This is a genomic window from Psychromonas sp. KJ10-10, assembly GCF_047323245.1.
GTDB lineage: Bacteria > Pseudomonadota > Gammaproteobacteria > Enterobacterales > Psychromonadaceae > Psychromonas.
Genome location: NZ_CP178826.1, coordinates 3,490,908 through 3,516,265, shown reverse-complemented (window position 1 = coordinate 3,516,265; position 25,358 = coordinate 3,490,908). Strand labels below are relative to the sequence as shown.

The following is a 25,358-nucleotide window of genomic DNA, read 5'->3' as shown; positions in this document are numbered from 1 at the left end:
AAATTAGTGGATACTTGGTCAAAATAGTAAAAATAATTTATTACATGCAAAGGTTAGAATGTTTATGCGCTCTTGGGGAAAAATATTAGGTGGTTTTTTGGGTATATGTTTGGCAATATCTTTGGCATGTTATTGGGAATTTGGTTAGGCCATCGATTTGACCGCGCACGTGCTATTAATTTCAATATTCAAAACGGATTGTTTGGCAATAGTGTGTCTAGTCAAGAAAGACAAAAAATATTCTTTAATGCTACATTTTCTGTGATGGGGCATATTGCCAAAGCGAAGGGCCAAATTACACAAACAGATATTCAAGTTGCTAATGCTTATATGGATCAAATGCGTTTGCAGGCTGAAGCTCGTACATTGGCACAAAGTGCTTTTGCCGTTGGTAAAAGCCCTGATTTTCCGTTACATGATACCTTGATTGAATTTAAGGATATGGTGCGTGGAGACCGTAACGTATTACAAATGTTTCTTGGCATTCAGGTACAAGTGGCTTTTGCAGATGGACGAATTGATGATAAAGAAAAATCGATTCTTTATACCATTGCTGAGCAACTTGGTTTTTCACGCTTTGAATTAGATCGTTTATTGCAGATGATCGAGGGACAACAACATTTTCATCAAGGTCAACAGCAACAACAGCAACAGGCTAGTACAGATGATGCCTATAAAATTTTGGGTGTTGAAGAAAGTGCAACGGATAAAGAGATCAAACGTGCTTACCGTAAATTGATGAGTCAAAACCATCCTGACAAATTAGCATCAAAAGGGTTACCAGAAGAGATGATGAACCTTGCTAAGGAAAAAGCACAGGATATTCAAAAAGCCTATGAAACCCTACGTAAAGATCGCGGATTTAAGTAGTGTTTTTGGCTTTATTGCAACGCTATAGCTTAAAGGTCATTTTTGCTTTGACCTTGTTAATAGGGTTGCAAGTGCCAAGCTTCTCGCATCTTTATGAAACACGTTTAGATGCCCATTTTCAAGAATCAAAGATGCAGTTGAAACAATATCAACAATTAGCAGACAGGTTATTTGAGGGAGATTTAAGTGCGGTTTTAACACATCATAATAAAAGTGATGTTGCTCTTTTTAAAGCAGAAGCCAGTATTATTGAAGCTTTGATAAAACGAACTGACTTTTTAAGTGAGCAAAAAACACGCCTTAAGCAAGTCGCTTTTAAACGTTACTTTTTTCTAATGACCCAAATTAACCAGCCTTTGTTTAATGAAACTAAAAATAACTACCAAGCAAATATCGTTTTGAGCAGTGAAGCGATTATCTTTGGGCTCATTATTGCAACAATAAGTACATTATCTTTAGAGTGCATATTTCTTTTATTTCCCATTCTATTTCGCTCAATTCGTCATAAAACGGCAACAGGAGCTAATTAATTAGTCAGATTTGCATTTATCGCTTTATATCTTCGTTTACTTCATTATGATATCGCTTTATTTTAGATTATATATTATTGGAGCTTAATTCATGTCTACCTTTGCCCTAGCTTTTGGTACAGCCACTAAAAACCGCGATCAAAAAATTATTGAAGCTTTTTTCCCTAATCCGCTTTTAAACCCAAGTGAAGACCTAGTTGCTGTGATTGGTGCCCTTGTTGGATACGAAGGTGGAAATGCGACATTTGAAGTGACTGCGACCCTTGCTGAACAATTAAGTGCGACCTTTAATGGTGTTAATGAAACAGCTAATGCTGATTTTGCAACAGCGGCAACCAAATCAACACAACCGCTTGTGCTAACTATTTTAGCAACCGATGAAGCACCAGCGACAGTCTCTGAAGGTTACCTTAAATTACAACTTATCTCTCACCGTTTGGTACAACCACATGGTTTGGTATTAGATGGCATCTTTGGTGTATTACATAATATCGCTTGGACAAATAAAGGTGCGATTGATTTACCTGAATTGGCTGATCGTCAAATTGAAGCTCGCTTAAAAGGCGAAACTATCACTGTTGATTGTGTTGATAAATTTCCTAAAATGGTTGATTACGTTGTACCAGCAGGCGTTCGTATTGCAGATACATCACGTGTTCGTTTAGGTGCTCATGTTGGTGAGGGTACAACTGTAATGCATGAAGGTTTTATTAACTTCAATGCCGGAACAACTGGTGTTAGCATGGTTGAAGGGCGTATTTCTGCGGGTGTTATGGTAGGCGAAGGTTCTGATATTGGTGGTGGTGCATCTATCATGGGAACACTGAGTGGCGGTGGTAAAATGGTCATTAAAATCGGTGAAAACAGCCTATTAGGCGCTAATGCTGGTTTAGGTATTCCATTGGGAAGTCGTTGTACTATTGAGTCTGGTTTATATGTTACTGCAGGTTCAAAAGTGAAATTACTTGATAATGAAGGTAATGATGCAGGTTTTGCTAAAGCACGAGAATTAGCGAATAAAGATGATCTTTTATTCCGTCGTAATTCAATGACGGGTCAAATTGAATGTCTAGCAAACAAAAGTGCAGTTGAATTAAACAGCATGTTACACTCTAACTAAGCACATCATATTAAAAGGCGACATTTACGTCGCCTTTATCTCTGTTGTCTTCTAAACATCTATTATTTACGCCTCTCTTTTAGGAATTAACAGATATAAAAGAATGCTTTTTTATATTATATTGTTATTTTCTTTTTACAATCATGCTTTTGCCATTATAAAATCATCATTACGTTGTTGACAGTTGTCGGTCGAACTGTGAAAATAAAAAGTAGAATAGTGCCAATAACGGAATAAAATAACTATTGCTAGGGATACAGATGTCTGTTCAAGAAAGCACAACCAATGAAAAGTTGATAATTAACCCTGAATATAAAAAGCAACTTTTAGCACTTAAAACAATTGCAGATGCCGAACTAAACATTCAAATATCCCTAGATAAAATGGTGTCAGATAAAGAATATCGTTTAACAGTTTTGTCGGAATTAGATGGCTTGGGCACACAAGAGCTTAATGATCTTGTCACAGAATTAAAACAAATGTCGGTTTATATTAAAATAGAAACGACAGAGCCCGTTGAAGAATCTATTGAAACACCCGTTAATAGAGAAACGAAAAAATCACCTTTTTCTATTATTTTAATATCATTACTATTGATTATTTTAGTTGCTGGTTTTGTTAGCTGGCAGAGTGGTTACCTTAATATCAGTGTCGGTAATAAAGAAGTAGCTCAACCCCTTGTTAGTGAGCCGCAAATAGAGGCTCCGATTGTTGAAGCTGTTGAACAAAAAATTGAGGTTGAACAGATTGAACAGGCACAGGTAGTAGAAGAATCTCCAATTGAAGAGGTATCTGAGCCAGCTGTTTTGATTGCGCCAGTGGTTAAGAAAACTAATATTCAATTACCAAGTGATGAGCGTACCGTTACACTACGTTTACATGGTTCAAACACTATTGGTGAAAAATTAGCGCCTGCTTTATTAGAGTCCTATCTACTTTCTAAATCCGTGACTAATATGAAATGGGTTGTAAAAGAGGACGCGTCTGCAGAGCGAGAGTTGCAATATGTACAGAATGATCAAGTGTATGCAATTCAGTTACATGCACACGGTTCTAGTACTGGTTTTGAGGATTTGCTTGCCGATACAGCTGATATGGGCATGTCATCACGTAAAATAAAAGAAGATGAAATAGAAGCTTTGCGTCTAACTAAAGGCGATTTATCTTCACCGAACCAAGAATATGTTATCGGTTTAGATAGCTTAGCAATCATTGTTCATAAAGATAATCCGGTAAAAAGCCTAAGCAATGCCGATTTAGCGAAGATTTTTCAGGGGAAATTGTTAATTGGTCGGAAGTTGGTGGTAATGATTTGGAGATTAATTTATATGCTCGTGATAATCATTCAGGTACCTGGGATACTTTTAATAGTTTAGTGCTCAAGGCAAACTTTCGACAGCTAAATAAAAATAGTCAACGTTATGAATCAAGTAGTGATCTTTCGACTCAGGTAGCACAGGATATAGCTGGCATTGGATTTATCAGCTTACCATATGTTAATAATGCTAAGGCATTAGCGATTTCAGCAACCTATGATAGTGCGGTGATTCATCCAACACGTTTTACAACAAGCACTGAAGATTATATATTATCTCGACGCTTATATATGTATGTGCCTGCCTATGGCAATGCCATGGCATTGGATTTTAGCCGCTACATTGTTTCAATAGATGGGCAGAATGTTGTTGACCAAATTGGTTTTGTTTCTCAGAATATACAATTAGAAGAAACCTATAAAGTTATCAATGCGCCAGAAAAATATAATCAATATGCAGAAGTGGCAAGTCGTTTATCGGTAAACTTCCACTTTCAAAGTGGTAGTAATGAATTTGATAATAAAGCTAAAGTTGATATTAAACGTTTAGCTGAGTATTTATCGAGACATAGAGGAAGGCGGGTTGTATTAATGGGCTTCTCTGATTCTTTAGGTGATCCTGAGATGAATGTGAGAATATCATTATTACGAGCAGGCTTGCTCGAAAAAGAGCTTAATGCATATGGGTTAACCATTACTGCAGTAGAAGGTTTTGGCGCTGAATTGCCGATTGCATCAAATGAAACGGTCGCGGGAAGAAGTAAAAATCGTCGTGTTGAAGTTTGGGTCTATTAGGAAAATAATATGAATATTTTACTAAAAAACAAAGAAGCATTAATACATGTGTTTACTAGTTTTAGTGAGCAAGAATTTTTAGAAGTTAATCAAAACTTGATTGCATCATGGCATCTTTTAAAAGTACCACCAACACAACTGTTAAATGCAATAGCAGTGAAGAATGTCGATATCGAACTTTTTTTAGGTAACAAATGTTTACCTCTTGTACGCTTTTATTTGTCAGATAAAGCGTCACAAAAGGCTCTATTCCTCTCTCCGCAATTATTGGCGGAGTTATTTATGGCATTACCACCCGTTGAAGCTATTATTTTCAAAAGGCTAATCAATAAGGCACAACAGGTCAGTAAAAGCTTATTCTCTGAAGCTAATGCCCAGAAAAGAAAGGCAAAAGTGGATCTTGTGATTCAATTTGCTGATTTTCAATCAAGACATAAAAAATCTCATACCAGAGAGTCGTTAAGTAAATTAGCGGAAACAGAAAAACAATATTTAAACTGCTTCTATTATTTAAGAGAAGGGCAAGTCACTGTGTTCCCGATGGAGATTCAATTGATGTTGATACGCTTTTATACAGCGAATTATCTCCGCTACAACAATTAAAAGCTCAGAAATTATTTACTGGTAGTGAGCATACTCATTCTGCAGATCGCATCAAGCAAACAAGCGCTTGACCTGCTTACTTTGCAAAGAAAAAGCCAGTATTTAACTGGCTCTGTTTGTTTAAGGTAAAGCTTGCTTGAATGGTTTTACAATGACTGATGCATATACACCAGCTTCAATATAAGGGTCGGCATCAGCCCATTGTTGAGCCTCTAATAAAGAATCAAACTCGGCTATCACTGTTGAACCAGTAAACCCCGCTTCACCGGGCTCGTTACTATCAACTGCCGGCATTGGTCCTGCAACCAATAAACGACCTTGTTCATTCAACTCCTGCAAGCGAGCTATATGCGCAGGACGAGCTTCAAGACGTAATGGCAAACTATTTTCAATATCCTGTGAAAAAATAACGTATAACATATTATCCTCTTTATTTTGATTCTTCTTCAGATTTATCCGTGGTAGGTAAGTGTTTATAAAGGTACAAACCACTTAAAGCGGTAAATACCAAAGTGACTCCTAACAAACCAAATACCTTAAAGTTAACCCAAATTTCCTGAGATAAATTGAAGGCAACGTAGATATTAAGCAAACCTAATACGGCAAAAAATATTGCCCAAGCTAGATTTAAGTTATTCCAGATTTGATCAGGCAATGTTAATTCTTTACCTAACATTTGTTTGATCGCGGGTTTTTTGAATACAAACTGAGTTACTAATAAACCAATTGCAAAAACAGCATAAACTAGGGTTACCTTCCATTTAATAAAGGCATCATTATGTAAAACTAGGGTCAGGGTGCCAAAAATTAAAATCATCGCAAGGGTGATAATCTGCATTTTTTCAGCTTTTTTGCCATTTTTAAAATAACTATAAATAAATGTGACGGTCATTGCGATCATCAGTGCCCCTGTGGTACGCGTAGATATCAACCATTTTATAAACAATAAAAAAGATAATTAAGGGGATAAATTCTAATAGTTGTTTCATTGTATTCTCTTATGTTGAAAGTCGATTATATAATTCAAATTACTGTAACATATTATGTCTAAAAATATACTATTCTAAAATGTTTGCCAAACCCTAACCCAAGGGTAGCTCTGTTTTTTTCATTACTTCTCGTAAAACAAAACTAGAATGTACACCTGTGACTCCCTCCAACCGGGTGATATGACCAAGTAAGAAACGTTCATAATGTTGCATATCTCGTACTACGACTTTTAATAAGAAATCCGCGGATTGTCCGGTAACAATTAAACACTCTAAAACTTCTGGCAATTGGGTGATCGCTTTTTCAAAGTTTTCAAAGCGTTCAGGTGTATGTCTGTCCATAGTGATACCTATCATAGCGGTTAGGTTTAGTCCTAAAGCTTGAGGCTTCAAAAGAGTGACATGTTTATCTATAATGCCAGATTCTTCAAGTCGCTTAACCCGACGTGAGCAGGGGGTTGGAGATAAACCAATGCTATCAGCAAGTTCTAAATTACTAATACGCGCATTAGCTTGCATAAGTTGCAAAATTTTTTTATCAGTTCTGTCCAATTTTATTGGATCTTGAAGTACTTCTTGCACTATATAACCCCTGTTTAGTTTTAAAAACTACTATTGTATGCATGGTTAGTTATTTATTGCTTTATTGTGCTTAATGAAAGTGATCTTTGCAACCATTCACTCATAAATCTTAGCTATAGTAGCACCATGGATAGCGAGCGAAGTTTCTAACCGGAAACGGGTGGCAATACTCTTACAATGATGAGCCAACTCGCTAATTCGTTTCTCCTCTCAATAAGCCTTAAAGGAAGTGAATCGTGTCAGATCAAGCTAATAACAATACAAAATTTAATCATAACAAATACCGTGCTTTTCAGCCTATTCAAAAAGCAGACCGTCGTTGGCCTAATGAAGTTATTAATAAAGCGCCTCTTTGGTGTAGTGTTGATTTACGCGATGGTAACCAAGCACTGATTGAGCCAATGAGCCCAAGTCAAAAGTTAGATATGTTTAAGTTATTAGTTGACGTTGGTTTCAAAGAAATCGAAGTTGGCTTTCCGGTCGCCTCTGCACCTGATTTTGATTTTGTTCGTCAATTAATCGAACAGGATTTAATTCCTGATGATGTCACTATTCAAGTGTTAACCCAGGCGAGAGAACCTTTAATTGCACGCGACTTTGAAGCATTGAAAGGTTCAAAAAAAGCCATTGTTCATCTTTATAATTCGACTTCTAAAGTTCAACGTGAGCAAGTTTTCAAAAAGTCACGTGATGAAATCAAAGCGATTGCCGTAGAGGGCGCTAAATTTGTGCGCGATTTTGCTATCGCTCAACCTGAAACAAAATGGTCATTTCAATATTCACCTGAAAGTTTTACTGGCACAGAAATGGATTATGCCGTTGAAGTCTGTGATGCAGTGATTGATGTGTGGCAACCGACGATTGAAAATAAAGTAATTATTAATCTACCGGCTACGGTAGAAGTCTCTACACCGAATGTCTATGCAGATCAAATAGAGTGGATTTGCGATAATATTAGCTATCGTGATGCAGTTACTATCAGTTTACATACTCATAATGATAGAGGTTGTGGTGTTGCGTACCGCTGAATTAGGCGTATTAGCTGGGGCAGACCGAATCGAAGGTACATTACTTGGTAATGGAGAGCGCACGGGGAATATGGATATTGTTACTATGGCCATGAATATTTATAGCCAAGGTATTGATCCAAAATTAAATTTTGCCGATATGGACAGAATTATCGCTACCGTAGAGCGTTGTACTCAACTTGCTGTACACCCAAGACACGCCTATGCAGGCGAATTAGTGTTCTGTCGCCTTTTCTGGTAGCCATCAAGACGCAATTAATAAATGTATGGCGATTGATGAAGAAAAACGTTCTGTTGATCCAGAAACTGCCTGGGAAGTCGCTTATCTTCCAATTGACCCCCGAGATTTAGGGCGAACTTATCAGCAGGTTATTCGTATTAATAGCCAGTCTGGTAAAGGTGGTGTCGCTTACGTATTAGAACAGGATTATGGCATTCAAATGCCACGTTGGATGCAGGTTGATTTTAGCCCTTATGTACAAGCTGTTGCTGAAGAAAGCGAAAGCGAAGTATCACCTGTTATTATTCATGAAATATTTACAGAAACCTATTTAGTACCAGAGCAAAATGTGGCAATTAACAGCTATCAACTTAATCGTAATGGCCATAAAGATATTTTGCAGGCGGAGCTATCTGCTGAGCAACAGAAGGTTGCAATTCGTGGTGAAGGTAAAGGTGTGTTAGATGCCTTTGTAAGAGGATTAAGTGAAGCAATTAACCATGATATTGTGTTAATTGATTATAATGAGCATGCTTTACCAAATAAATTAGGTGCTGAAAATGAACAGGCTGAAGCGATTGCCTATGTACAATTAAGCATTCAAGGTACACGTTACTGTGTCTGCAGCTAAGTGTGAAGATATTGTCAGTGCATCTTTGCAGGCTGTGTTAAATGCATTACATAAAAGTGCAGTGCCATTTTCAACGAGCAATAAAAATTCCGTGGCAAGCTTAGCTTAATAATTGAGTTTACTTGTTTTGGATTGATTGGAGTGAAGCCCTATTAGTTAACTAATAGGGCTTTTTGTTTGCGTGGTTATATACCCGTTACCATTCAAGATGCAAAGTTTAGCAAGTTGTGAGGTGAGTAGATTCTAGGCGGAAGCTAGTCGTAAAACTAAAATGGCGCAGGATATTGTTTTAAAACAGATGCAATATCCGTTAATGCTTTTGATGATAGTGGAGCATTAAAGGCTTCTATATCTTCCTTTAACTGATCCATAGTAGTAGCACCAATAATAGTAGAAGTAACACCATTGACTTGATCTACCCATTTTAATGCTAGTTGTGCTCACTGTCATACCATGCGCAATTGCCACATCTTGATAAGCTTTAATCGCAAGCTCCGATGTTGGTGTATCTCGGAATAAACGATTTCGTTGGCTAAAGGTTAATCTACTTCCCTCTGGACGTGCGCCATTTAAGTACTTACCACTTAACATACCCAGCCGCCATTGGAGACCAAGGTAAGTAGGCGATATCTTCATGAACACAGTTTTCAATCAGATATGGCCAATCTTTAGTATGAAGTAAGTTAAATTCATTCTGGATTGATACGACTCTTGGTAGATCATACTTTTCACTGAGTTTTAAGTAAGTATTAATTCCCCAGGGAGTATCATCACTCAGACCACAAAATCTAACTTTACCTGCTTTAATGCATTTATCGAGTGCCTGTAGAATTTCAAGCATTTCCTCTGTGTGTTGTACATTATCAATATCAGTAAAATTAAACGCACCTGGTGCATGTTTGCCAAAATGAGGCGTAGTGCGATTCGGCCAATGCAATTGGAAAAGATCGATATAGTCAGTTTGTAAACGCGCTAGAGAAGCATCAACGGCATCAAGCACTGCTTGCCCCGTGATCGGGCCACCATCGCGAACCCAAGCAAGCCCCGCACCTGCTATTTTACTCGCTAATACAAAATCTTTGCGTTTATGTGGATTAGTCGCGATATAATTGCCAATAATTTGTTCTGTTTTACCGTAGGTATCGGGAGAAGGAGGAATAGCATACATTTCTGCTGTATCAATAAAATTAATACCTTGAGATAAGGCATAGTCAATTTGCTCATTGGCATCTTGCTGATTATTTTGTAATCCCCAGGTCATACTGCCTAAACAGACACGTGAAACGGATAAGCCACTTGAGCCTAATCTAGAAAATTGCATATTTACCTCGTTATTTAGGTTTTTGTTAAGCTACTGTTTTAATTTTATAATCTTCTCATGTTATAAAAAATATCAACTTACTTCAATGAAGCCCATTAAGCCAGTTTTCATATGTTCTATGACATGACAATGATACATCCATCGGCCAGGATTATCGGCAACAAAGGCCACAGTCACGGTTTCGTTTTTGCCTAATAGCACGGTATCGGTATGGTATCCCTGAGGGAAAATTTTTCGTTTATTAGAGCTTAGTACCGTCCAAGTATGACCATGTAAATGAATCGGGTGGTGGTATTGAGTCACATTACGTAATTTAAAAATATAGCTTTTACCAAGTTCTAATTTTACTAAGGGGGCTGGAATGTTGTTTTTGCCCATACCTTCCCAGGCACGCTTATTAATCACCCAAAAATCATGTTGTCCCTTTAATTGCTTATCGGCAGGGGTAATTGCGCCTTCCCATTCAAAGGTGAAATTAATTACTTCTGCTTTGTCTAGGTTCGGTTTAGGAATAACAGGAGCCGGCAGGGTAGGAATATTTTTATTTTTTGGTTCTCTTTTCCCTGCGTTTTTAAGGTGAAAAAGTTGAAATTAAGCTTACCCTGACGGTTTTTAATGCTAATTATTTGTTCTGACTCTGCTGGGGCAATAAAAGCGATATCTAAACGCATACCTGGCCCCATTGCCCATGCATCCTTTAATGCAAAGGGATGTTTAATCGCATTTCCATCAATCGCTATCACTTTAGCATTTAAGTTTTCAGGTATAACCAAGCGATACATGACCGTATTATCGACATTTAAAAAGCGTAGGCGTATTAAAGCACCTGCTTGCACTTTTAACTCTGGAGCAATCATTCCGTTAATGGTTTCAATTCGTCCTGGGTTCCATACGTGCGACTTGTCTTGGTGTCGACAATGGTAACCATTGGCCTTGATCGTCTAAATGCCAGTTCTTAAGTATTAAAGGAATATCCTGGTCAAAGCCAAGTTCAGCTTGCTCTGCCTCAGATTCTTCAACTATAAATGCACCGACTAAGCCTTTACCTAATTGCTCAAGGCTATTGACGTGAGGGTGATACCAAAAGGTACCTGCATCGGGTGGCGTAAATTCGTAAATATAAAAATCGCCAGGTTGAATAGGTGCTTGACTTAAAAGGGTACACCATCCATTTCAATAGGAATACGTAAACCATGCCAATGAATGGTCGTTGGCTCTGTTAATTGATTAATAAATTTGATGCGAATTTTTTTATTTTGTTGCGCTCGAATAACAGGGGCGGGAAATTGTCCATCAAAGGCTAAACCTTCTGTTAAACCACCAGGCGTAATATCGAGAGTAGCCTGCTGTGCCTTTAATACATAATCAAAGCCTTCTTCATCACTTGCTAAGGAAATGCGAGGCAATAAGGAACTAATGGGTAAAAGCAAAGCACTACTAATAAATTGGCGACGGGAAAGTGGCATAAAAATCCTTAATAATATTAACCAACATATTATAACAACTTTTTTATTAATTGTTATTGCAAATCATTATCAATTAGTTTTACAATTAGCAAATCAAGGTTAATGATAATCATAACCATTAACGATATATTATTATTGTCGAAATAAAGGGAAATTAACATGAAAAAAAGTGCCTTAGCATTACTTATTAGCGCAACAGTTATTAGTCAAAATGCCTTAGCAACAGAGCCTAAAGATGTTGTTAATCATTATGCTGATATTGCGTTAGCGGTATACCAAGACGCTGGAACGACGGCTAAAGAGCTTGATACTGCGATTAAAACCCTTATTGCTTCTCCATCTAAAGCTACTTTAGAGCAAGCAAAAAAAGCTTGGCTAGCGACTCGTGTTCCATACCAACAAAGTGAAGTTTTCCGTTTTGGCAATGTAGTGGTTGATGATTGGGAAGGGCAGTTAAATGCATGGCCTCTTGATGAAGGCATGATAGATTATGTTAAAGCGGGTGCTTACCATCATGAATTAGGTAATGCAGGTGCAACGGCAAATATTATTGCTAATAAAACACTTCAAGTAGGTAACAATACCCTTGATGTTAGTGAAATTACTCCTGATTTATTAGCTAGCTTAAATGAACTAGCTGGTTCAGAAGCAAATGTTGCAACAGGTTATCATGCTATTGAGTTCCTTTTATGGGGACAAGATCTTAACGGCACAAATTCAGGCGCAGGTGCTCGTGCTTATACAGACTTTGTAGAAGGTGCAGGGTGTACTGGTGGAAATTGTGATCGTCGTGCTGAATATCTACAGGCGAGCATCAACGTTATTAGTTAATGACCTGACTTGGATGCAATCGGAATGGGCAGATAACGGTCAGAATTACCGTAGTGAATTAACTGCAAAAGCACCTACTGAAGGTTTACGTATTATGTTATTTGGTATGGGATCGCTTTCTCTAGGTGAATTGGCGGGTGAACGTATGAAAGTAGCTTTAGAAGCTAATTCGCCTGAAGATGAGCACGATTGTTTCTCTGATAATACTCATAATTCTCACTACTATAATCAAAAAGGTATTAGTAATGTGTGGTTTGGTAGTTATACTCGTATAGATGGCACAAGAGTCATTGGCCCAAGCCTTAACGAGTTAGTAGCTAAGAGCGATGAGTCTATTGCGACGCAAACTTCAACAGCAGTTTCTGCGACCGATAAGCAAGTCCATACATTAGTTGAATCAGCAGAAAACGGCATAGCATTTGACCAACTGATTGCAACAGGTAACAAAAGCGGTAATGAATTAGTAACTGCGTCAATTAAGAGTTTAGTTGCACAAACAGTTGAAATTGAAAAAGCATCTGCAGTATTAGGTGTTAATAACCTTAATTCAGATACTGCTGACCATGAGTTTTAATTAACTTTTTAAGTTGTCTTAAGCAATTAATTAAGACAACTTAAGTGACATCAAATCTGATGTAATACATTGAAAAAACAGGACGGTCTTTCCGTCCTTTTTAAGTTTAAAAATATGACTAAATTTCGAAAAAATATACTTTATTTTCTATCTTCATTTTTTATAAGTAGCTCGGTTATTGCTGAATCTGCAAAATCGGGTGGTGGTACAACCACAAAGCAAACCGGTAGTAACGCATATTCCATGCCCGCTAGTAATTTAGAATTAATGAAACGTATTGATTTTAGTGTTGGTAATAGTTTTTTCGTAACCCTTGGGTAAGTGCACCAGCGAGTACTGATGCGCGAGATGGATTAGGTCCAGTTATGAATACCAATGCTTGTCAGGGTTGCCACATCAAAGATGGTCGTGGTAAAGCTAAAGAAGCGGGCGAGCCAAACGCAATTAGTATGTTAGTGCGTTTAAGTATTCCAGCAAGCACAGCAGAACAACAAGCACGCCTTATCAAAGAAGGAACTATTGGCGATCCTATTTATGGTGGGCAGTTACAGGATATGGCCATTCAAGGCATAGACTCTGAAGGGCAAGTGCAAATAAGTTACGATTACCATAAAGAGACCTTTAAGGATGGTTTTGAAGTTGAATTACGTAAACCAACGCTAACTATTAGTGATTTAAAATATGGCCCTATGCATAAAGATATTATGATGTCTGTACGTGTTGCTCCAACGATGATTGGTTTAGGATTATTAGAAACCATCAGTGAAGCGGATATTTTAGCTAACGCAGACCCCGATGATGCAAATAATGATGGTATTAGTGGCAAGGCTAATTATGTTTGGGACGTAGAAAAGAAACAAACAACCCTAGGTCGTTTTGGCTGGAAAGCGGGTCAACCTAACTTAATGCAACAAAATGCATCTGCCTTCTCAGGTGACTTAGGCCTGACTTCTAGACTCTTTTTAAGTGATGATTGTACCGATAAGCAAGTGGCTTGTAAGAATGCTCCTCATGGTGGCGAGTTAGAGGTAAGCGATAAAATCCTTGATTTTGTTGAGTTCTATAGTCAACACCTTGCTGTGCCAGCACGCCGTAATATGAACTCTAAAAAAGTAATGCAAGGTAAGCAAATTTTCCAGCAGGCGAACTGTCAATCTTGTCATGTTAGCCAGTATACAACAGCAAAAGGGATGAATTACCCGCATTGTCCGAGCAAGCAATCACGCCTTATACGGATCTTCTTCTTCATGATATGGGTATTGGACTCGCTGATAATCGGCCAGAGTTTTTAGCAAATGGACAGGAATGGCGGACGCCACCTCTGTGGGGACTTGGTTATCAAAAGGAAGTTAATGGCCATACGTTTTTATTACACGATGGTCGAGCACGTAATATTCTAGAGGCGATTCTTTGGCATGGTGGTGAAGCTGAGCAGGCAAAACAATCTGGTTTCTCGCATTAAGCAAAAGTGAACGTGAAGCCTTATTGGCATTCCTTAATTCTTTATAAATAGGCTTTAAAACATGAAAAAAATATTACTACTGAGTTGCTTAGTTGCAACGCCAGCAATAAGTACTGAAGTTAATTTAGTTGAACAAATTAATACATTAAGAATACAACAAAGCCAAAATTTTGAGCAAAAAACGCATGCTTTAGCAGATTCAATTAACGCTTTTTGTTTGGCTGATGATTTTGCTAAGTCACAACAAAATATCCAACAAAATTGGCTAAATACTATGCAAGCTTGGATGCCACTTCAAGGCGTTACAAAGGGGCCGATCACTGAATTTGATCTAGCTTGGTCTTTCCAATTTTGGCCTGACAAAAAAGATATTACTGGACGTAAGATAAAACAATTATTGCAAGCTCAGGAAAGTGATTGGAATACACAAAAAATCAGTGAGCAAAGTGTTGCGGTGAAAGGGTTAGGCGCATTGGAGCTATTAATTTTTGAGCAAACCCTCAATGCTGAAAACTGTTCCTTAGCAACGGCAATTGCTAATAATTTAGGAAACAATAGCCAGCGTATTAGTAGTGCTTGGTCAGAGCAATATGCACCGAGTTTATTGGTGCAAAGTAAAGATTCTAAGCAACAAAAGGATATTGAACAACATATTGTTGCAGAACTTTCGCACCAATTAAGTTATATCAATAAGAAGTTTGATGCTCCTTGGGGTAATGCGCAACCGCGACCTTATCAAGCAGAAGCATGGCGCTCTGAAAGTTCGATGTTACTGCTTAAAACTAGTTATCAAGCGTTACATCAATATTTTGTAGAAGGTGTAAAACCACAGTTAATAAATGAAAAACAGACTGATTTATCGGAAAGTATTGAAGGAACTTTTGAGACTTTATTAAGTAATTGGCCAAATGAGCCAAGTCTAAAAAAACTATTAAGTGATAAATCAGGGTTAAGACAAGTGTTTCTGAGTAAAATGTCGATGGATACATTGACCTACCAATTACAGGAAGAAGTGCCCGTTGCACTTAAGATTGTGGTTGGCTTTAATGCAACGGATGGTGATTAATCTATGTTACGTCGTGATTTTTTGCGTTTTTCAGCACAACTTAGTCTAGCAGGGCTTTTTCCTGCACTGAGTTTTGCTGAGGGGCGAGAGCAATACCCCCATTTTATATGCCTGTGCTAAACACCAAGAGCAATACTTTTTAGTGGGCAGTGATTTACAGGGAAATACCTTAAGTCAAACACCTCTACCGTCACGCGGACATGGCATTACTATTGACCAAGCACATCAACAAGCCGTGGTGTTTGCACGTCGACCCGATAACTATTTTATCCAGTTTTCGCCATCAACAGGTGAAGCGATTAATCAATATCAGATTGAAGCGGGAAAACATTTCTTTGGCCATGGTGTTTTTGATCAGCAAGGCCTGCTGTACGTTACAGAAGGAGATAGTGAGTCATCACAAACCCGCATCGGTATTTATCAATTAGGTAAGCAGATAAAAAAAGTTGGCCAGTTAATTAATGATTTTGGACTTGGTGGACATGAAATTGTTATGCACCCTGATGATCAGCATCTTATTTTAGCGCTCGGCGGAATAAAAACATCGGGACGTGAAAAGCTAAATATTGATAGCATGCAACCCGCGTTACTTTATATCGATAAAAAAACAGGGCAAATAACACAAAAGATAAGTATAGATGATCATCAGTTGAGTATTCGCCATTTAGGGGTAAACACAAAAGGTATTGTTGCTTTTGCTTGCCAGTATCAAGGTGATGAAGATATTCCATCGTTAATTTATCGTCACCAGTTAGGTGAAAAGCAAGCAACGCCTTTGGTCGCTTCGGAAGAAACTTGGTTACGTTTTGATGATTACATTGGCAGTGTTGCTATTGATGAGACAAAAATAGTAGCGACGTCACCCCGTGGTGGATGTTTTGCTACTTGGTCTATTGAAGATAATAAGATGCATCATATTCAACCACTAAATGAAGTCTGTGGCACGCTTTTATATCAGAACCAAGAAACAGTCAGCACTGGTAATGGAGAGTTAAATGTGACCGGTAAAAGCCGACAAACTCAGTGGCACTGGGATAATCATATGGCCATTTGGCTAGGTTAGCCTGATTTAAAAAGGGGAAAGTAAATTTCCCTTGTACTTTTAAATAGCTGTTTATGAAATACTATTGAGGATTAAAGGCCTGTTCAATTTCACTTAAACTGCTTGGGTCATCAATGGTTGAGGGAGTAACATATTGCTCACCATCGGTGACTTGCTTGATGGTTCTGCGTAATACTTTACCAGATCGTGTTTTTGGTAATCGATTAACAATGATTACGTTTCTAAAACTAGCAACTGCACCTATTTCATTACGCACTTTGAGTAATAACTCTTTTTCGATATTCCCATCAACAGAATAATAACCATCTTTTAAAACCACAAAACCAAAGGGTATTTGACCTTTTAACTCATCATGAGCACCAATTACCGCACATTCTGCGACAGCATCATGGGCACCTAAAATTTCTTCCATTTCACCGGTTGATAAACGATGTCCTGCAACATTAATAACATCATCAATACGGCCCATTACAAATAAATATCCATCCTCATCAATATAACCGCCATCACCTGATACATAATAACCAGGAAACTGTGTTAAATAACCACTTTGAAAACGGTCATGATTACGCCATACAGTGGCTAAACAACCTGGTGGAAGCGGGCGCTTGATAACAATAAAGCCCTGTGCATTAGCTTCTAAAGGTTGTCCTGCTTCATCAAATATTTGCACATCAAAGCCTGGTGTTGGTTTGGTTGAGGAGCCAGCTTTTAATGGGAATTGTTGCAAACCTAATGGGTTTCCAGAAATAGCCCAGCCTGTTTCTGTTTGCCACCAGTGATCCACCACTGGACGTTGAGTTTTCTCTTCTACCCATGCCAGTGTTGGCGGATCCAAACGTTCACCGGCCATAAAGATAGTGCGTAAGTCAGACATCGGATATTGTTTAATTAATTCACCATTAGGATCTTCTTTTTTAATTGCTCTAAAAGCCGTCGGGGCAGAAAACAGGATATTAACTTTGTGTTCTTGGCAAACTCGCCAAAATGCGGCGGGATCAGGTGTTCTAACGGGTTTACCCTCATATAAAACAGTCGTACAACCATGAATAAGGGGCGCATAAACAATATATGAGTGACCAACTACCCAACCCACATCTGAGATCGCCCAATAAACATCGCCGGGTTTAGCATCGTAAATAACCGACATACTGTATTTCATGGCAACGGCATGACCACCATTTTCACGTACCACGCCTTTAGGCTTTCCTGTGGTACCAGAAGTATATAAAACATATAAAGGGTCTGTACCATTAACAGGAACACAATCATGAGAAGCAGAGGTTGCAACCTGTTTTGACCAATCTATATCGCGCTCATGGTTAAGTTCTGCGACACATTCAGGACGTTGAAAAACGATGACTTTCTCTGGTTTCCAACGACTATCCATAATGGCTTTATCGACCATTGGCATATAAGGGATAATTTTTTGAATTTCGATACCACAGGAAGCCGCCATGATCACTTTCGGTTCTGCATCTTCAATTCTAATGGCTAACTCGTTGGCCGCAAAGCCACCAAATACAACGGAATGTATCGCACCTAAACGTGCACAGGCTAACATCGCCATCATGGCTTCAGGGATCATTGGCATATAAATAATGACCCGATCACCTTTTGTTACACCCATTTCAGCAAGCATACCCGCAGTACGAGCGACCTGATTAGTTAATTGTTTATAGCTATAGTATTGCTTTTGTCCTGTAACGGGCGAGTCATAAATGAGCGCTGTTTGTTCACCTCGACCGTTTAATACATGATAATCAAGTGCTAGAAAACAAGTGTTTAATTGTCCGTCCGAATACCAACGATCAATGTCATTTTCATCTTTTTGTAATATAGTTTCTGGAAACTTATACCATTCAATGGCTTCAGCTTGTTTTTTCCAAAATGCTGATGGATTATTTTTAGCTAGCTCAAATTCACTTTGATATCCGGACATCGTCATTTTCCTTTTCTATTCGCTATTTTATTGCTGGAATACGCACCCAACCTTCCATTAATATTCTTGCACTACGACTCATTGAAACCTTTTCCACTGCCCATTGGCCGTCTACTTGTTTTGCTTTTGCACCTACTTTTAAGGTGCCAGAGGGGTGACCAAAAACAATAGATTGAGGTTCGCCTCCTCCTGACATTAAATTAACTAAGGTGCCGGGAATAGCTCCCGCTGTACCAATGGCAACGGTCTGCGGTACCCATCATTGCATGGTGTAATTTACCCATAGACAACGCACGAGACCATTGAGGTCAATATCAGTTTTATTGATGTGTTTTCCACTTGATGAAATATAGTCTTGAGCAGGGCTCACAAAGGCTATTTTAGGCGTATGTTGTCGGCTGATTGCTTGCTCAATATCATCTATTAAACCCATTTTTAATGCGGCATAAGCGCGGATAGTTTCAAATTTTTGCAAGGCTATCGCATCGTTATTAATCGCTTCCTGTCCTTCAGTGCCTAAATATCCAAGAGCCTTAGCATCTAAAAAAACCGTGGCAATACCTGCATTGATCATTGTGACTTCAAAGGAGCCTAGTTCAGGAACCTCAAGTGTTTCAATCAGCTTTCCCGTTGGAAACATGGCATTGCTTGCATCGGAAGGGCTAATAAAATCGACTTTAATCTCGGCGAGCTGGAAAGGTCACACCGTCTAGTTCAAAATCACCACATTCTTGCACCTGCCCGTTACAAATTGGAATATGAGCAATAATGGTTTTACTAATATTGACCTGCCAAATACGCACTATCGCGATACCATTTTCAGGAATAAGCATTTTGTCGATTAACCCTGCATTAATGGCAAAAGCACCAACGGTCTGCGGATAAGTTACCGCAGTTGCCGCTCCAATCAATAAAGGCTTTATCAATGGCAACTTGCCCAAATAGATAATCGACATCATGATCTTGTTTACTACTTTTAGAGAGGATCACGGTTTTGCTAGTGCTTGAGGTTGCGCCTCCCATACCATCGGTATGCTTGCCGTAGGGGTCTGGACTACCGATCACTCTTAATAATATTTGATCACGAAGCAAACCAGGAACCTGTGCTTTTTGGGTAGATCCTGATTATTAAAAAACAACCCTTTACTTGTACCGCCACGCATATAAGTAGCGACAATTCTTAGTTGAGGTGGAAAAGTTATTTCACTCATGCTTCAGCCCTTTCTTTAATATTTTCTTCCTTAGAAGAATCAAGAAAATCTTGCGCGAAGCGCTGTAAAATACCGCCAGCTTCGTAAATTGATACTTCTTCTGCGGTATCGAGACGACATTTCACATCGATACTTAGTTGTTCACCGTTAGTTCTCTTGATGAGTAGCTTTAATATTGCGCCCGGGCTTCTTTCGCCGACTACATCAAAGCATTCGCTTCCATCAATCGCGTAGGTTTGGCGATTTTCACCCTGCATAAATTCTACGGGTAATACGCCCATTCCCACTAAATTGGTACGATGTATACGTTCAAATCCCTCTGCGACAATCACTTCAACACCTGCCAAACGCACGCCTTTAGCCTGCCCAGTCTCGAGAGGAACCCTGCCCATAATCTGCGCCAGCTACAATAATTAAGGGCTGTTTACGTTGCATGTAGGTTTCAATTGCTTCCCACATACGCATCACTTCGCCCTCTGGTTCAACACGAGTAAAGGAGCCTTGTTTTGTCGCGCAATTAACATTTGCCATTTCATTAAATAATTTAGGATTAGCAAAGGTTGCTCGTTGTGCTGTTAAGTGATCGCCACGGTGTGTTGCATAGGAGTTGAAATCAACTTCAGGTAAGCCCATTTTATCAAGGTAAGCGCCTGCTCGCGCTGTCTAACATAATGGCGTTAGAGGGCGATAAATGGTCTGTGGTGATATTGTCACCTAAGACTGCAAGAGGGCGCATATTTTTCAGTTGACGTTCACCTGCTAAGGCGCCTTCCCAATATGGCGGTCTGCGTATATAAGTGCTTTGTGGACGCCAATCATAAAGTGGACTGATGCTCTTAGCTTTGTCTCCATAGTCAACTTTAATATCAAACATGGGTTGGTAAACTGCTTTGAATTGTTCTGGTTTAACACATTTTTCAATGACGGCATCAATTTCTGCATCACTTGGCCAGAGATCTTTTAGAGTGATTTCTTTATCATTAATGCCAATGCCTAACACATCTTTTTCAATATCAAATCGAATAGTGCCAGCAATAGCATAAGCGACAACTAAAGGAGGTGATGCAATAAAGGCTTGTTTAGCATAGGGGTGAATACGTCCATCAAAATTACGGTTTCCTGACAAGACTGCGGTGCTATAAAGATCTCGGTCAATTATTTCCTGTTGAATTTTAGGATCTAATGCGCCACTCATACCATTACAGGTGGTGCAAGCAAAACCTACAATGCCAAAGCCAAGTTGCTCTAGTTTCTGTTAATAAATTTGCTTCTTCTAAGTATAATTGAACCGCTTTCGAGCCTGGCGCTAGGGAAGTTTTTACCCAGGGTTTACGTGTTAACCCTTGCTTATTAGCATTTCTAGCGAGTAGGGTACGCGCAATAACATTACGTGGATTAGAGGTATTGGTACAACTGGTGATAGCGGCAATAATACAAGCGCCATCGGGCATTAAATTATCATCACTATTATTATCTACATTATTTTCTACGTAGCCTGATATACCTTTACTGGCTAGATCTGCGGTTGCAACGCGACGATGAGGATTTGAAGGGCCTGCAATGTTTCTTCCAATAGTCGATAAGTCAAAGTTTAATACACGTTGGTATTGTGCTTGTTTAAGCGCATTAGCCCACAGCCCGGTTTGTTTGGCATAGGTTTCGACTAATTGCACCTGTTGTTCATCACGGCCTGTTAAACGCAAATAATCAATGGTTTTGTCATCAATATAAAACATACCCGCCGAAGCACCAAATTCAGGTGTCATATTTGAAATCGTTGCACGATCCCCTAGGGTCAGTTCAGATGCGCCTTCACCGAAAAATTCGAGATAACAGGAAACGACTTTTTGATTACGTAGAAATTCAGTTAATGCTAAAACGATATCGGTGGCGGTAATGCCTTCTTGACGTTTTCCAGAGAGGTTAACGCCAACAATATCGGGTAAACGCATATAAGAAGCACGACCTAACATAACACTTTCAGCTTCTAAACCACCGACTCCTACAGCAATAACCCCTAATGCATCAACGTGTGGAGTGTGACTGTCTGTGCCCACTAAGGTATCAGGGAAGGCAACACCATCTCGACTGTGAACAACGGGTGACATTTTTTCTAAATTAATTTGATGCATAATGCCGTTACCAGGTTGGATAACGTCAATATTTTCAAAGGCTTCCTTTGTCCAATTAATAAAATGAAAACGATCATCATTACGTCTATCTTCGATGGCGCGATTTTTATCAAAGGCATCTTTTTCAAAACCAGCATGTTCTACGGCAAGCGAGTGATCCACAATAAGTTGTGTTGGCACAACCGGGTTGACCTTAGCTGGATCGCCTCCTTTAGCGCGCAATTGCATCACGTAAACCGGCTAAATCAACTAATGCTGTTTGTCCTAAAATATCATGACAAACTACACGAGCAGGGAACCAAGGAAAATCTAAATCTTGTTTGCGTTCGATTAATTGCTTTAAAGAGTCAACTAAGTGCTCTGGCTGACAGCGACGTACTAAATTCTCTGCTAAGACACGAGAGGTATAAGGTAGCCTTTGATAAGCACCTGCTTTGATATCATTAACAGCCTGTTGCACATCAAAATAATCTAGTGAAGTGCCAGGTAAGGATTTTCGGTAATTAGTATTCATAGTCTACCCCTATAATTGCATTTCAACACGTTCACTTATTTCGGTGACAATGCGAGGGTTTTTACCTGTGTAATCGGCGCTTGGGCGGATAATACGATTATTGTCACGTTGCTCCATCACATGAGTCGCCCAGCCAGTTAATCGCGAGCAAACAAAAATAGGCGTAAATAGTTTAGTTGGAATACCTAAGTAGTTATAAGTGGATGCATGGAAGAAATCAGCATTACAGAATAGCTTTTTGCTGGCCCACATAAACTCTTCACAGGCAACTGAAATATCGTACAAACTAGTATCACCATTTTCTTCAGCCAATTTTTTTGACCAAGCTTTTATCACCACATTACGCGGGTCAGAGGTTCGATAAACGGCATGACCAAAACCCATTATTTTTTCTTTACGTTCTAACATCCGTGCCATTTTAGTTTTAGCATCTTCTGGAGAGGTAAATTTAGAAATCATGTCCATGGTCGCTTCATTTGCACCACCGTGTAAAGGACCACGTAATGTGCCTATTGCACCAGTAATACAAGAAAACATATCCGATAGGGTAGAAGCACAAACACGGGCGACAAAAGTGGAGGCATTAAACTCATGTTCCGCATATAAAATTAGGGAAACATCCATCACACGCTGATGTTGTTCTGAAGCGGTTTTACCATTAAGTAATTTTAAGAAATGTCCACCCAGTGATGGCTCATCTGTTTGACAATCTATTTCCACACCTTGATGCGAGTAACGGTACCAATAACACATAATCGCAGGAAAAGTCGCTAATAACCTGTTGGCGGCATGGCGTTGATGTGAGAAGTCTTGTTCAGGTTCGAGATTACCTAAAAATGAACAGCCGGTTCTCATCACATCCATAGGGTGAGCATCGGCAGGGATCAGTTTGAGTACACTTTTTAATGAACCTGGGATGTCACGTAGTGCAAATAATTCAACTTTATAGCTATCGAGTTGTGATTGTGTTGGCAATTCGCCATTAAACAATAAATATGCGACTTCTTCGAAGGTTGAATTTTCTGCGAGATCTGCCACATCATAACCACAATAAGTTAAGCCACTACCTGATTGACCGACTGTACATAACTTTGTTTCGCCTGCACTTTGTCCACGTAATCCTGCACCACCAATATTTCCAGTCATCATGTTTTCCTTATTCATTGTTTAACAACATATTCAATATGCCTACTTTCTTTTATTACTCTTTGTATTTGCTTAGGATTTATTCTTTTCCTCAGCAAATAAAGCATCTAATTTTTGTTCGTACTGGTGATAACCAAGATATTCATACAGCTCCATTCTGGTTTGCATGGTATCTAAAACCGCTTTTTGATCACCGTCAGTTAATAATGTTTTATAGACTAACTCAGTCGCTTTATTCATCGCTCTAAAGGCTGATAGTGGATACAAAACCATAGCGCAACCCCATTCACCAAGTTGTTGTTTGTTCCATAATTCTGTTTCACCAAATTCAGTAATATTGGCTAGAATTGGCGCATCAATGGCTTCAGAAAAGGCGCGATAATGCGCTTCTGTTTTAATCGCCTCTGCAAAAATACCGTCCGCTCCAGTCGCTACGTAGGCTTTAGCACGTTCAATAGCAGACTCTAATCCTTCCTGCGCAAATGAGTCTGTTCTTGCTATAATAAAGAAGTCCTTATCAGTGCGAGCATCGATAGTCGCTTTGATGCGATCTACCATTTCCTGTGTGGAGACAATTTCTTTATTGGGTCTGTGGCCACAGCGTTTCTGGGCAACTTGATCTTCTATATGTACGGCGGCACTCTGCTTTTTCCATATCTCTAATAGTTTTGGCAATATTAAAGGCGCCTCCCCAACCCGTATCGATATCAACTAATAAAGGCAAACTAGATGCAGATGTAATTCTTTGCACATCTGCAATCACATCATTGAGTGATGTCATACCTAAATCAGGTAAACCATAGGAAGCATTGGCTACACCACCTCCCGATAAATATATTGCTTGATGGCCAAGTTGTTCGGCCATCATTGCACAATAAGGATTAATCGTGCCTACAACCTGTAAGGGCTTATTGTTTGTAATCGCTTGTCTAAATTTTTTACCTGGACTCATTTTCTATTCCTCTAACAATTCATTTTCGATTAATAAACGACTGTTTTTTATATGTCGACGCATTAGCATCTCTGCTAGTTCTGGGTCACGTGCTTTGATGGCATTTAAAATGGCAACATGTTCATATAGTGCTTTTTCTGGGCGTGCATTTGTTTGTGGGGATTGGCTACGATACATGCGTACTAAGTGATATAGTTGGCCACATAATAAAGTGATTAACTTTTCATTCTTGCTGGCTTTGATTATCAAATTATGGAAGTCAAAATCGCCTTCTTGATAGAAATAGGAAGCACCTTCGACTTCTTCAATATGTGATTGATGGCGAGCAAGTAATATTTCTAGTGTCTCTATCTCTTCATCGGTGATATTTTTACAAGCTAGGTTAGTCGCCATGCCTTCGAGAGCTTCACGAGCGGCATAGAGTTCAGTTAGCTTTTCTAAACTAAGATTGATAACACGTGCGCCAACGTGTGGAATTCTTTCTACTAAATGCAAAGATTCAACACGCATCATGGCTTCTCGAAGTGGGCCTCGGCTGACATTAAAGACTCTTGCCAATTCAGGCTCAGAGATTTTACTGCCAGCAGGGTATTCGCCACTAACGATTGCTTCAATTAAGCGTTCTGTTAAGTTATCTGATTTTATTTGTTCTTTATTTTCGTTTTCAGATTTTTTCATTTTTTATCCTAATTGCTAGGTCTATTGTTTGTTGACAGTTTGTTAATTGATGGTTAAATAATATGCTTTAAATGTTTCATTTCAACTTTATTGTTAACAATTTGTGTTTTTTTAGCTTTCTATTGGCAAAAAATCTTGTCACGTCACAAAAACTGACCATGATGAGTTATGAGGAGTGGTATAAAAATGAGGGATTGAGCGTTTAAGCCGTTAAAGGTTAGACTCTAAATGTGTTAACAATATCGCTGTTATGTTGCTTTTTCCTGTCTGAGCAAAGTAGGGCATAACGACTATCTGCAGTGACAGCTGATTGTGCC

Annotated in this window: 27 protein-coding genes and 7 pseudogenes; 17 read left to right on the top strand and 17 right to left on the bottom strand. The window is 38.9% G+C overall.

Translation table 11 applies throughout. The features are described 5' to 3' along the window. The first annotated feature begins 64 nt into the window (after positions 1-64). From djlA to ACLKMH_RS20225, 6 genes and pseudogenes are all read left to right on the top strand, one after another. Positions 65-870, top strand: a pseudogene (gene djlA / locus ACLKMH_RS20250) (co-chaperone DjlA). Between the two features lie 5 nt (positions 871-875). Then, positions 876-1,400, top strand: a complete 525-nt coding sequence (locus ACLKMH_RS20245) for a DUF2937 family protein (RefSeq protein WP_413699703.1) — start codon at positions 876-878, stop codon at positions 1,398-1,400. Between the two features lie 91 nt (positions 1,401-1,491). Then, positions 1,492-2,520 carry a 2,3,4,5-tetrahydropyridine-2,6-dicarboxylate N-succinyltransferase gene (gene dapD, locus ACLKMH_RS20240; RefSeq protein ID WP_413699702.1) on the top strand — a complete coding sequence of 343 codons (1,029 nt, stop codon included), beginning with the start codon at positions 1,492-1,494 and terminating at the stop codon, positions 2,518-2,520. Between the two features lie 260 nt (positions 2,521-2,780). Beyond that, a pseudogene (locus ACLKMH_RS20235) lies at positions 2,781-4,126 on the top strand (substrate-binding domain-containing protein); the annotation flags it as partial. Continuing rightward, positions 4,127-4,630 carry an OmpA family protein gene (locus ACLKMH_RS20230; RefSeq protein ID WP_413702419.1) on the top strand — a complete coding sequence of 168 codons (504 nt, stop codon included), beginning with the start codon at positions 4,127-4,129 and terminating at the stop codon, positions 4,628-4,630. 9 nt (positions 4,631-4,639) lie between these two features. Then, on the top strand, positions 4,640-5,233 hold the full coding sequence (locus tag ACLKMH_RS20225) for a hypothetical protein (protein ID WP_413699701.1): 594 nt from the start codon (positions 4,640-4,642) through the stop codon (positions 5,231-5,233). A 120-nt stretch (positions 5,234-5,353) separates the two neighbouring features. Here ACLKMH_RS20225 and ACLKMH_RS20220 read toward each other — a convergent pair whose 3' ends face one another. From ACLKMH_RS20220 to ACLKMH_RS20210, 3 genes and pseudogenes are all read right to left on the bottom strand, one after another. Further along, positions 5,354-5,653 carry a YciI family protein gene (locus ACLKMH_RS20220; protein ID WP_413699700.1) on the bottom strand — a complete coding sequence of 100 codons (300 nt, stop codon included), beginning with the start codon at positions 5,651-5,653 and terminating at the stop codon, positions 5,354-5,356. A 10-nt stretch (positions 5,654-5,663) separates the two neighbouring features. Beyond that, positions 5,664-6,222, bottom strand: a pseudogene (locus ACLKMH_RS20215) (septation protein A). 93 nt (positions 6,223-6,315) lie between these two features. Further along, positions 6,316-6,780 (bottom strand): Lrp/AsnC family transcriptional regulator, encoded by a 465-nt coding sequence (locus tag ACLKMH_RS20210; protein ID WP_413702418.1) that lies wholly within the window; start codon positions 6,778-6,780, stop codon positions 6,316-6,318. A gap of 260 nt (positions 6,781-7,040) precedes the next feature. On the opposite strand from ACLKMH_RS20210, the gene ACLKMH_RS20205 reads away from it, so the two are divergent. From ACLKMH_RS20205 to ACLKMH_RS20190, 4 genes are read left to right on the top strand one after another with little or no spacing between them, the layout of a single operon-like run. Continuing rightward, complete coding sequence (locus ACLKMH_RS20205; protein WP_413699699.1) at positions 7,041-7,832, top strand: hypothetical protein; 792 nt, start codon at positions 7,041-7,043, stop codon at positions 7,830-7,832. Next, entirely contained in the window at positions 7,816-8,073 is a 258-nt protein-coding gene (locus ACLKMH_RS20200) for a hypothetical protein (protein WP_413699698.1), read from the top strand. The genes ACLKMH_RS20205 and ACLKMH_RS20200 overlap by 17 nt, the downstream gene beginning before the upstream one ends. A 25-nt stretch (positions 8,074-8,098) precedes the next feature. Beyond that, positions 8,099-8,683 carry an alpha-isopropylmalate synthase regulatory domain-containing protein gene (locus tag ACLKMH_RS20195; RefSeq protein ID WP_413699697.1) on the top strand — a complete coding sequence of 195 codons (585 nt, stop codon included), beginning with the start codon at positions 8,099-8,101 and terminating at the stop codon, positions 8,681-8,683. Then, entirely contained in the window at positions 8,670-8,792 is a 123-nt protein-coding gene (locus tag ACLKMH_RS20190) for a hypothetical protein (protein ID WP_413699696.1), read from the top strand. The genes ACLKMH_RS20195 and ACLKMH_RS20190 overlap by 14 nt, the downstream gene beginning before the upstream one ends. A 157-nt stretch (positions 8,793-8,949) precedes the next feature. On the opposite strand, the pseudogene ACLKMH_RS20185 reads toward ACLKMH_RS20190, so the two are convergent. From ACLKMH_RS20185 to ACLKMH_RS20165, 5 genes and pseudogenes are all read right to left on the bottom strand, one after another. Then, positions 8,950-10,004 (bottom strand): annotated as a pseudogene (locus ACLKMH_RS20185) (aldo/keto reductase). A gap of 72 nt (positions 10,005-10,076) precedes the next feature. Further along, positions 10,077-10,409 carry a multicopper oxidase domain-containing protein gene (locus ACLKMH_RS20180; RefSeq protein ID WP_413699695.1) on the bottom strand — a complete coding sequence of 111 codons (333 nt, stop codon included), beginning with the start codon at positions 10,407-10,409 and terminating at the stop codon, positions 10,077-10,079. An 89-nt stretch (positions 10,410-10,498) separates the two neighbouring features. Beyond that, entirely contained in the window at positions 10,499-10,861 is a 363-nt protein-coding gene (locus ACLKMH_RS20175) for a hypothetical protein (protein WP_413699694.1), read from the bottom strand. Positions 10,862-10,874: 13 nt separating this feature from the next. Next, on the bottom strand, positions 10,875-11,123 hold the full coding sequence (locus ACLKMH_RS20170) for a multicopper oxidase domain-containing protein (protein ID WP_413702417.1): 249 nt from the start codon (positions 11,121-11,123) through the stop codon (positions 10,875-10,877). A gap of 32 nt (positions 11,124-11,155) precedes the next feature. Continuing rightward, positions 11,156-11,470, bottom strand: a complete 315-nt coding sequence (locus ACLKMH_RS20165; RefSeq protein ID WP_413699693.1) for a multicopper oxidase domain-containing protein — start codon at positions 11,468-11,470, stop codon at positions 11,156-11,158. 159 nt (positions 11,471-11,629) lie between these two features. Here ACLKMH_RS20165 and ACLKMH_RS20160 point away from each other — a divergent pair, with 159 nt between their 5' ends. From ACLKMH_RS20160 to ACLKMH_RS20130, 7 genes are all read left to right on the top strand, one after another. Next, positions 11,630-12,301, top strand: coding sequence for an imelysin family protein (locus ACLKMH_RS20160; protein WP_413699692.1), 672 nt, complete (start codon positions 11,630-11,632; stop codon positions 12,299-12,301). Then, a complete protein-coding gene (locus ACLKMH_RS20155) occupies positions 12,243-12,875 on the top strand; it encodes an imelysin family protein (protein ID WP_413699691.1) in 633 nt (210 codons plus the stop codon). The genes ACLKMH_RS20160 and ACLKMH_RS20155 overlap by 59 nt, the downstream gene beginning before the upstream one ends. Positions 12,876-12,989: 114 nt before the next feature. Then, positions 12,990-13,196: a hypothetical protein gene (locus tag ACLKMH_RS20150; RefSeq protein WP_413699690.1), complete on the top strand. Its 207-nt coding sequence runs from the start codon at positions 12,990-12,992 to the stop codon at positions 13,194-13,196. A gap of 44 nt (positions 13,197-13,240) precedes the next feature. After that, positions 13,241-14,167: a di-heme oxidoredictase family protein gene (locus tag ACLKMH_RS20145; RefSeq protein WP_413699689.1), complete on the top strand. Its 927-nt coding sequence runs from the start codon at positions 13,241-13,243 to the stop codon at positions 14,165-14,167. After that, a complete protein-coding gene (locus ACLKMH_RS20140) occupies positions 14,128-14,337 on the top strand; it encodes a di-heme oxidoredictase family protein (protein ID WP_413699688.1) in 210 nt (69 codons plus the stop codon). Before ACLKMH_RS20145 ends, ACLKMH_RS20140 begins: the two co-directional genes overlap by 40 nt. A 61-nt stretch (positions 14,338-14,398) precedes the next feature. Further along, positions 14,399-15,403, top strand: a complete 1,005-nt coding sequence (locus tag ACLKMH_RS20135) for an imelysin family protein (protein ID WP_413699687.1) — start codon at positions 14,399-14,401, stop codon at positions 15,401-15,403. A 73-nt stretch (positions 15,404-15,476) separates the two neighbouring features. Beyond that, on the top strand, positions 15,477-16,466 hold the full coding sequence (locus ACLKMH_RS20130) for a DUF1513 domain-containing protein (protein WP_413699686.1): 990 nt from the start codon (positions 15,477-15,479) through the stop codon (positions 16,464-16,466). A gap of 61 nt (positions 16,467-16,527) precedes the next feature. Here the strand turns inward: ACLKMH_RS20130 and ACLKMH_RS20125 are convergent, their stop codons facing one another. The 9 genes and pseudogenes from ACLKMH_RS20125 to ACLKMH_RS20085 form a co-directional block, all read right to left on the bottom strand. Next, positions 16,528-18,408 carry a propionyl-CoA synthetase gene (locus tag ACLKMH_RS20125; protein ID WP_413699685.1) on the bottom strand — a complete coding sequence of 627 codons (1,881 nt, stop codon included), beginning with the start codon at positions 18,406-18,408 and terminating at the stop codon, positions 16,528-16,530. Between the two features lie 22 nt (positions 18,409-18,430). After that, positions 18,431-19,048: pseudogene (locus ACLKMH_RS20120) on the bottom strand (PrpF domain-containing protein). A gap of 37 nt (positions 19,049-19,085) precedes the next feature. After that, positions 19,086-19,334, bottom strand: coding sequence for a PrpF domain-containing protein (locus tag ACLKMH_RS20115; protein WP_413699684.1), 249 nt, complete (start codon positions 19,332-19,334; stop codon positions 19,086-19,088). Continuing rightward, positions 19,261-19,500 carry a PrpF domain-containing protein gene (locus ACLKMH_RS20110; RefSeq protein ID WP_413699683.1) on the bottom strand — a complete coding sequence of 80 codons (240 nt, stop codon included), beginning with the start codon at positions 19,498-19,500 and terminating at the stop codon, positions 19,261-19,263. Before ACLKMH_RS20110 ends, ACLKMH_RS20115 begins: the two co-directional genes overlap by 74 nt. Then, the gene (locus ACLKMH_RS20105) at positions 19,476-19,571 is read right to left on the bottom strand and encodes a hypothetical protein (RefSeq protein ID WP_413702416.1); all 96 of its coding nucleotides are present in this window, start codon (positions 19,569-19,571) and stop codon (positions 19,476-19,478) included. Before ACLKMH_RS20105 ends, ACLKMH_RS20110 begins: the two co-directional genes overlap by 25 nt. A 44-nt stretch (positions 19,572-19,615) precedes the next feature. Then, positions 19,616-22,265: pseudogene (acnD, locus tag ACLKMH_RS20100) on the bottom strand (Fe/S-dependent 2-methylisocitrate dehydratase AcnD). A gap of 9 nt (positions 22,266-22,274) precedes the next feature. Beyond that, positions 22,275-23,414 carry a 2-methylcitrate synthase gene (gene prpC, locus ACLKMH_RS20095; RefSeq protein WP_413699682.1) on the bottom strand — a complete coding sequence of 380 codons (1,140 nt, stop codon included), beginning with the start codon at positions 23,412-23,414 and terminating at the stop codon, positions 22,275-22,277. A gap of 69 nt (positions 23,415-23,483) precedes the next feature. Further along, positions 23,484-24,363: pseudogene (gene prpB / locus ACLKMH_RS20090) on the bottom strand (methylisocitrate lyase). Between the two features lie 3 nt (positions 24,364-24,366). Next, complete coding sequence (locus ACLKMH_RS20085; RefSeq protein ID WP_413699681.1) at positions 24,367-25,041, bottom strand: GntR family transcriptional regulator; 675 nt, start codon at positions 25,039-25,041, stop codon at positions 24,367-24,369. Positions 25,042-25,358 lie beyond the last annotated feature (317 nt).

What these genes read in the sequence shown, in the direction of transcription:
- dapD (WP_413699702.1), top strand. Translation starts at nt 1,492, where the DNA reads ATGTCTACCTTTGCCCTAGCTTTTGGTACAGCCACTAAAAACCGCGAT.
- ACLKMH_RS20230 (WP_413702419.1), top strand. Translation starts at nt 4,127, where the DNA reads ATGTATGTGCCTGCCTATGGCAATGCCATGGCATTGGATTTTAGCCGC.
- ACLKMH_RS20225 (WP_413699701.1), top strand. Translation starts at nt 4,640, where the DNA reads ATGAATATTTTACTAAAAAACAAAGAAGCATTAATACATGTGTTTACT.
- ACLKMH_RS20220 (WP_413699700.1), bottom strand. Translation starts at nt 5,653, where the DNA reads ATGTTATACGTTATTTTTTCACAGGATATTGAAAATAGTTTGCCATTA.
- ACLKMH_RS20195 (WP_413699697.1), top strand. Translation starts at nt 8,099, where the DNA reads ATGGCGATTGATGAAGAAAAACGTTCTGTTGATCCAGAAACTGCCTGG.
- ACLKMH_RS20175 (WP_413699694.1), bottom strand. Translation starts at nt 10,861, where the DNA reads ATGATTGCTCCAGAGTTAAAAGTGCAAGCAGGTGCTTTAATACGCCTA.
- ACLKMH_RS20165 (WP_413699693.1), bottom strand. Translation starts at nt 11,470, where the DNA reads ATGCCACTTTCCCGTCGCCAATTTATTAGTAGTGCTTTGCTTTTACCC.
- ACLKMH_RS20160 (WP_413699692.1), top strand. Translation starts at nt 11,630, where the DNA reads ATGAAAAAAAGTGCCTTAGCATTACTTATTAGCGCAACAGTTATTAGT.
- ACLKMH_RS20150 (WP_413699690.1), top strand. Translation starts at nt 12,990, where the DNA reads ATGACTAAATTTCGAAAAAATATACTTTATTTTCTATCTTCATTTTTT.
- ACLKMH_RS20145 (WP_413699689.1), top strand. Translation starts at nt 13,241, where the DNA reads ATGAATACCAATGCTTGTCAGGGTTGCCACATCAAAGATGGTCGTGGT.
- ACLKMH_RS20140 (WP_413699688.1), top strand. Translation starts at nt 14,128, where the DNA reads ATGGGTATTGGACTCGCTGATAATCGGCCAGAGTTTTTAGCAAATGGA.
- ACLKMH_RS20135 (WP_413699687.1), top strand. Translation starts at nt 14,399, where the DNA reads ATGAAAAAAATATTACTACTGAGTTGCTTAGTTGCAACGCCAGCAATA.
- ACLKMH_RS20125 (WP_413699685.1), bottom strand. Translation starts at nt 18,408, where the DNA reads ATGTCCGGATATCAAAGTGAATTTGAGCTAGCTAAAAATAATCCATCA.
- ACLKMH_RS20105 (WP_413702416.1), bottom strand. Translation starts at nt 19,571, where the DNA reads ATGCGTGGCGGTACAAGTAAAGGGTTGTTTTTTAATAATCAGGATCTA.
- prpC (WP_413699682.1), bottom strand. Translation starts at nt 23,414, where the DNA reads ATGATGACTGGAAATATTGGTGGTGCAGGATTACGTGGACAAAGTGCA.
- ACLKMH_RS20085 (WP_413699681.1), bottom strand. Translation starts at nt 25,041, where the DNA reads ATGAAAAAATCTGAAAACGAAAATAAAGAACAAATAAAATCAGATAAC.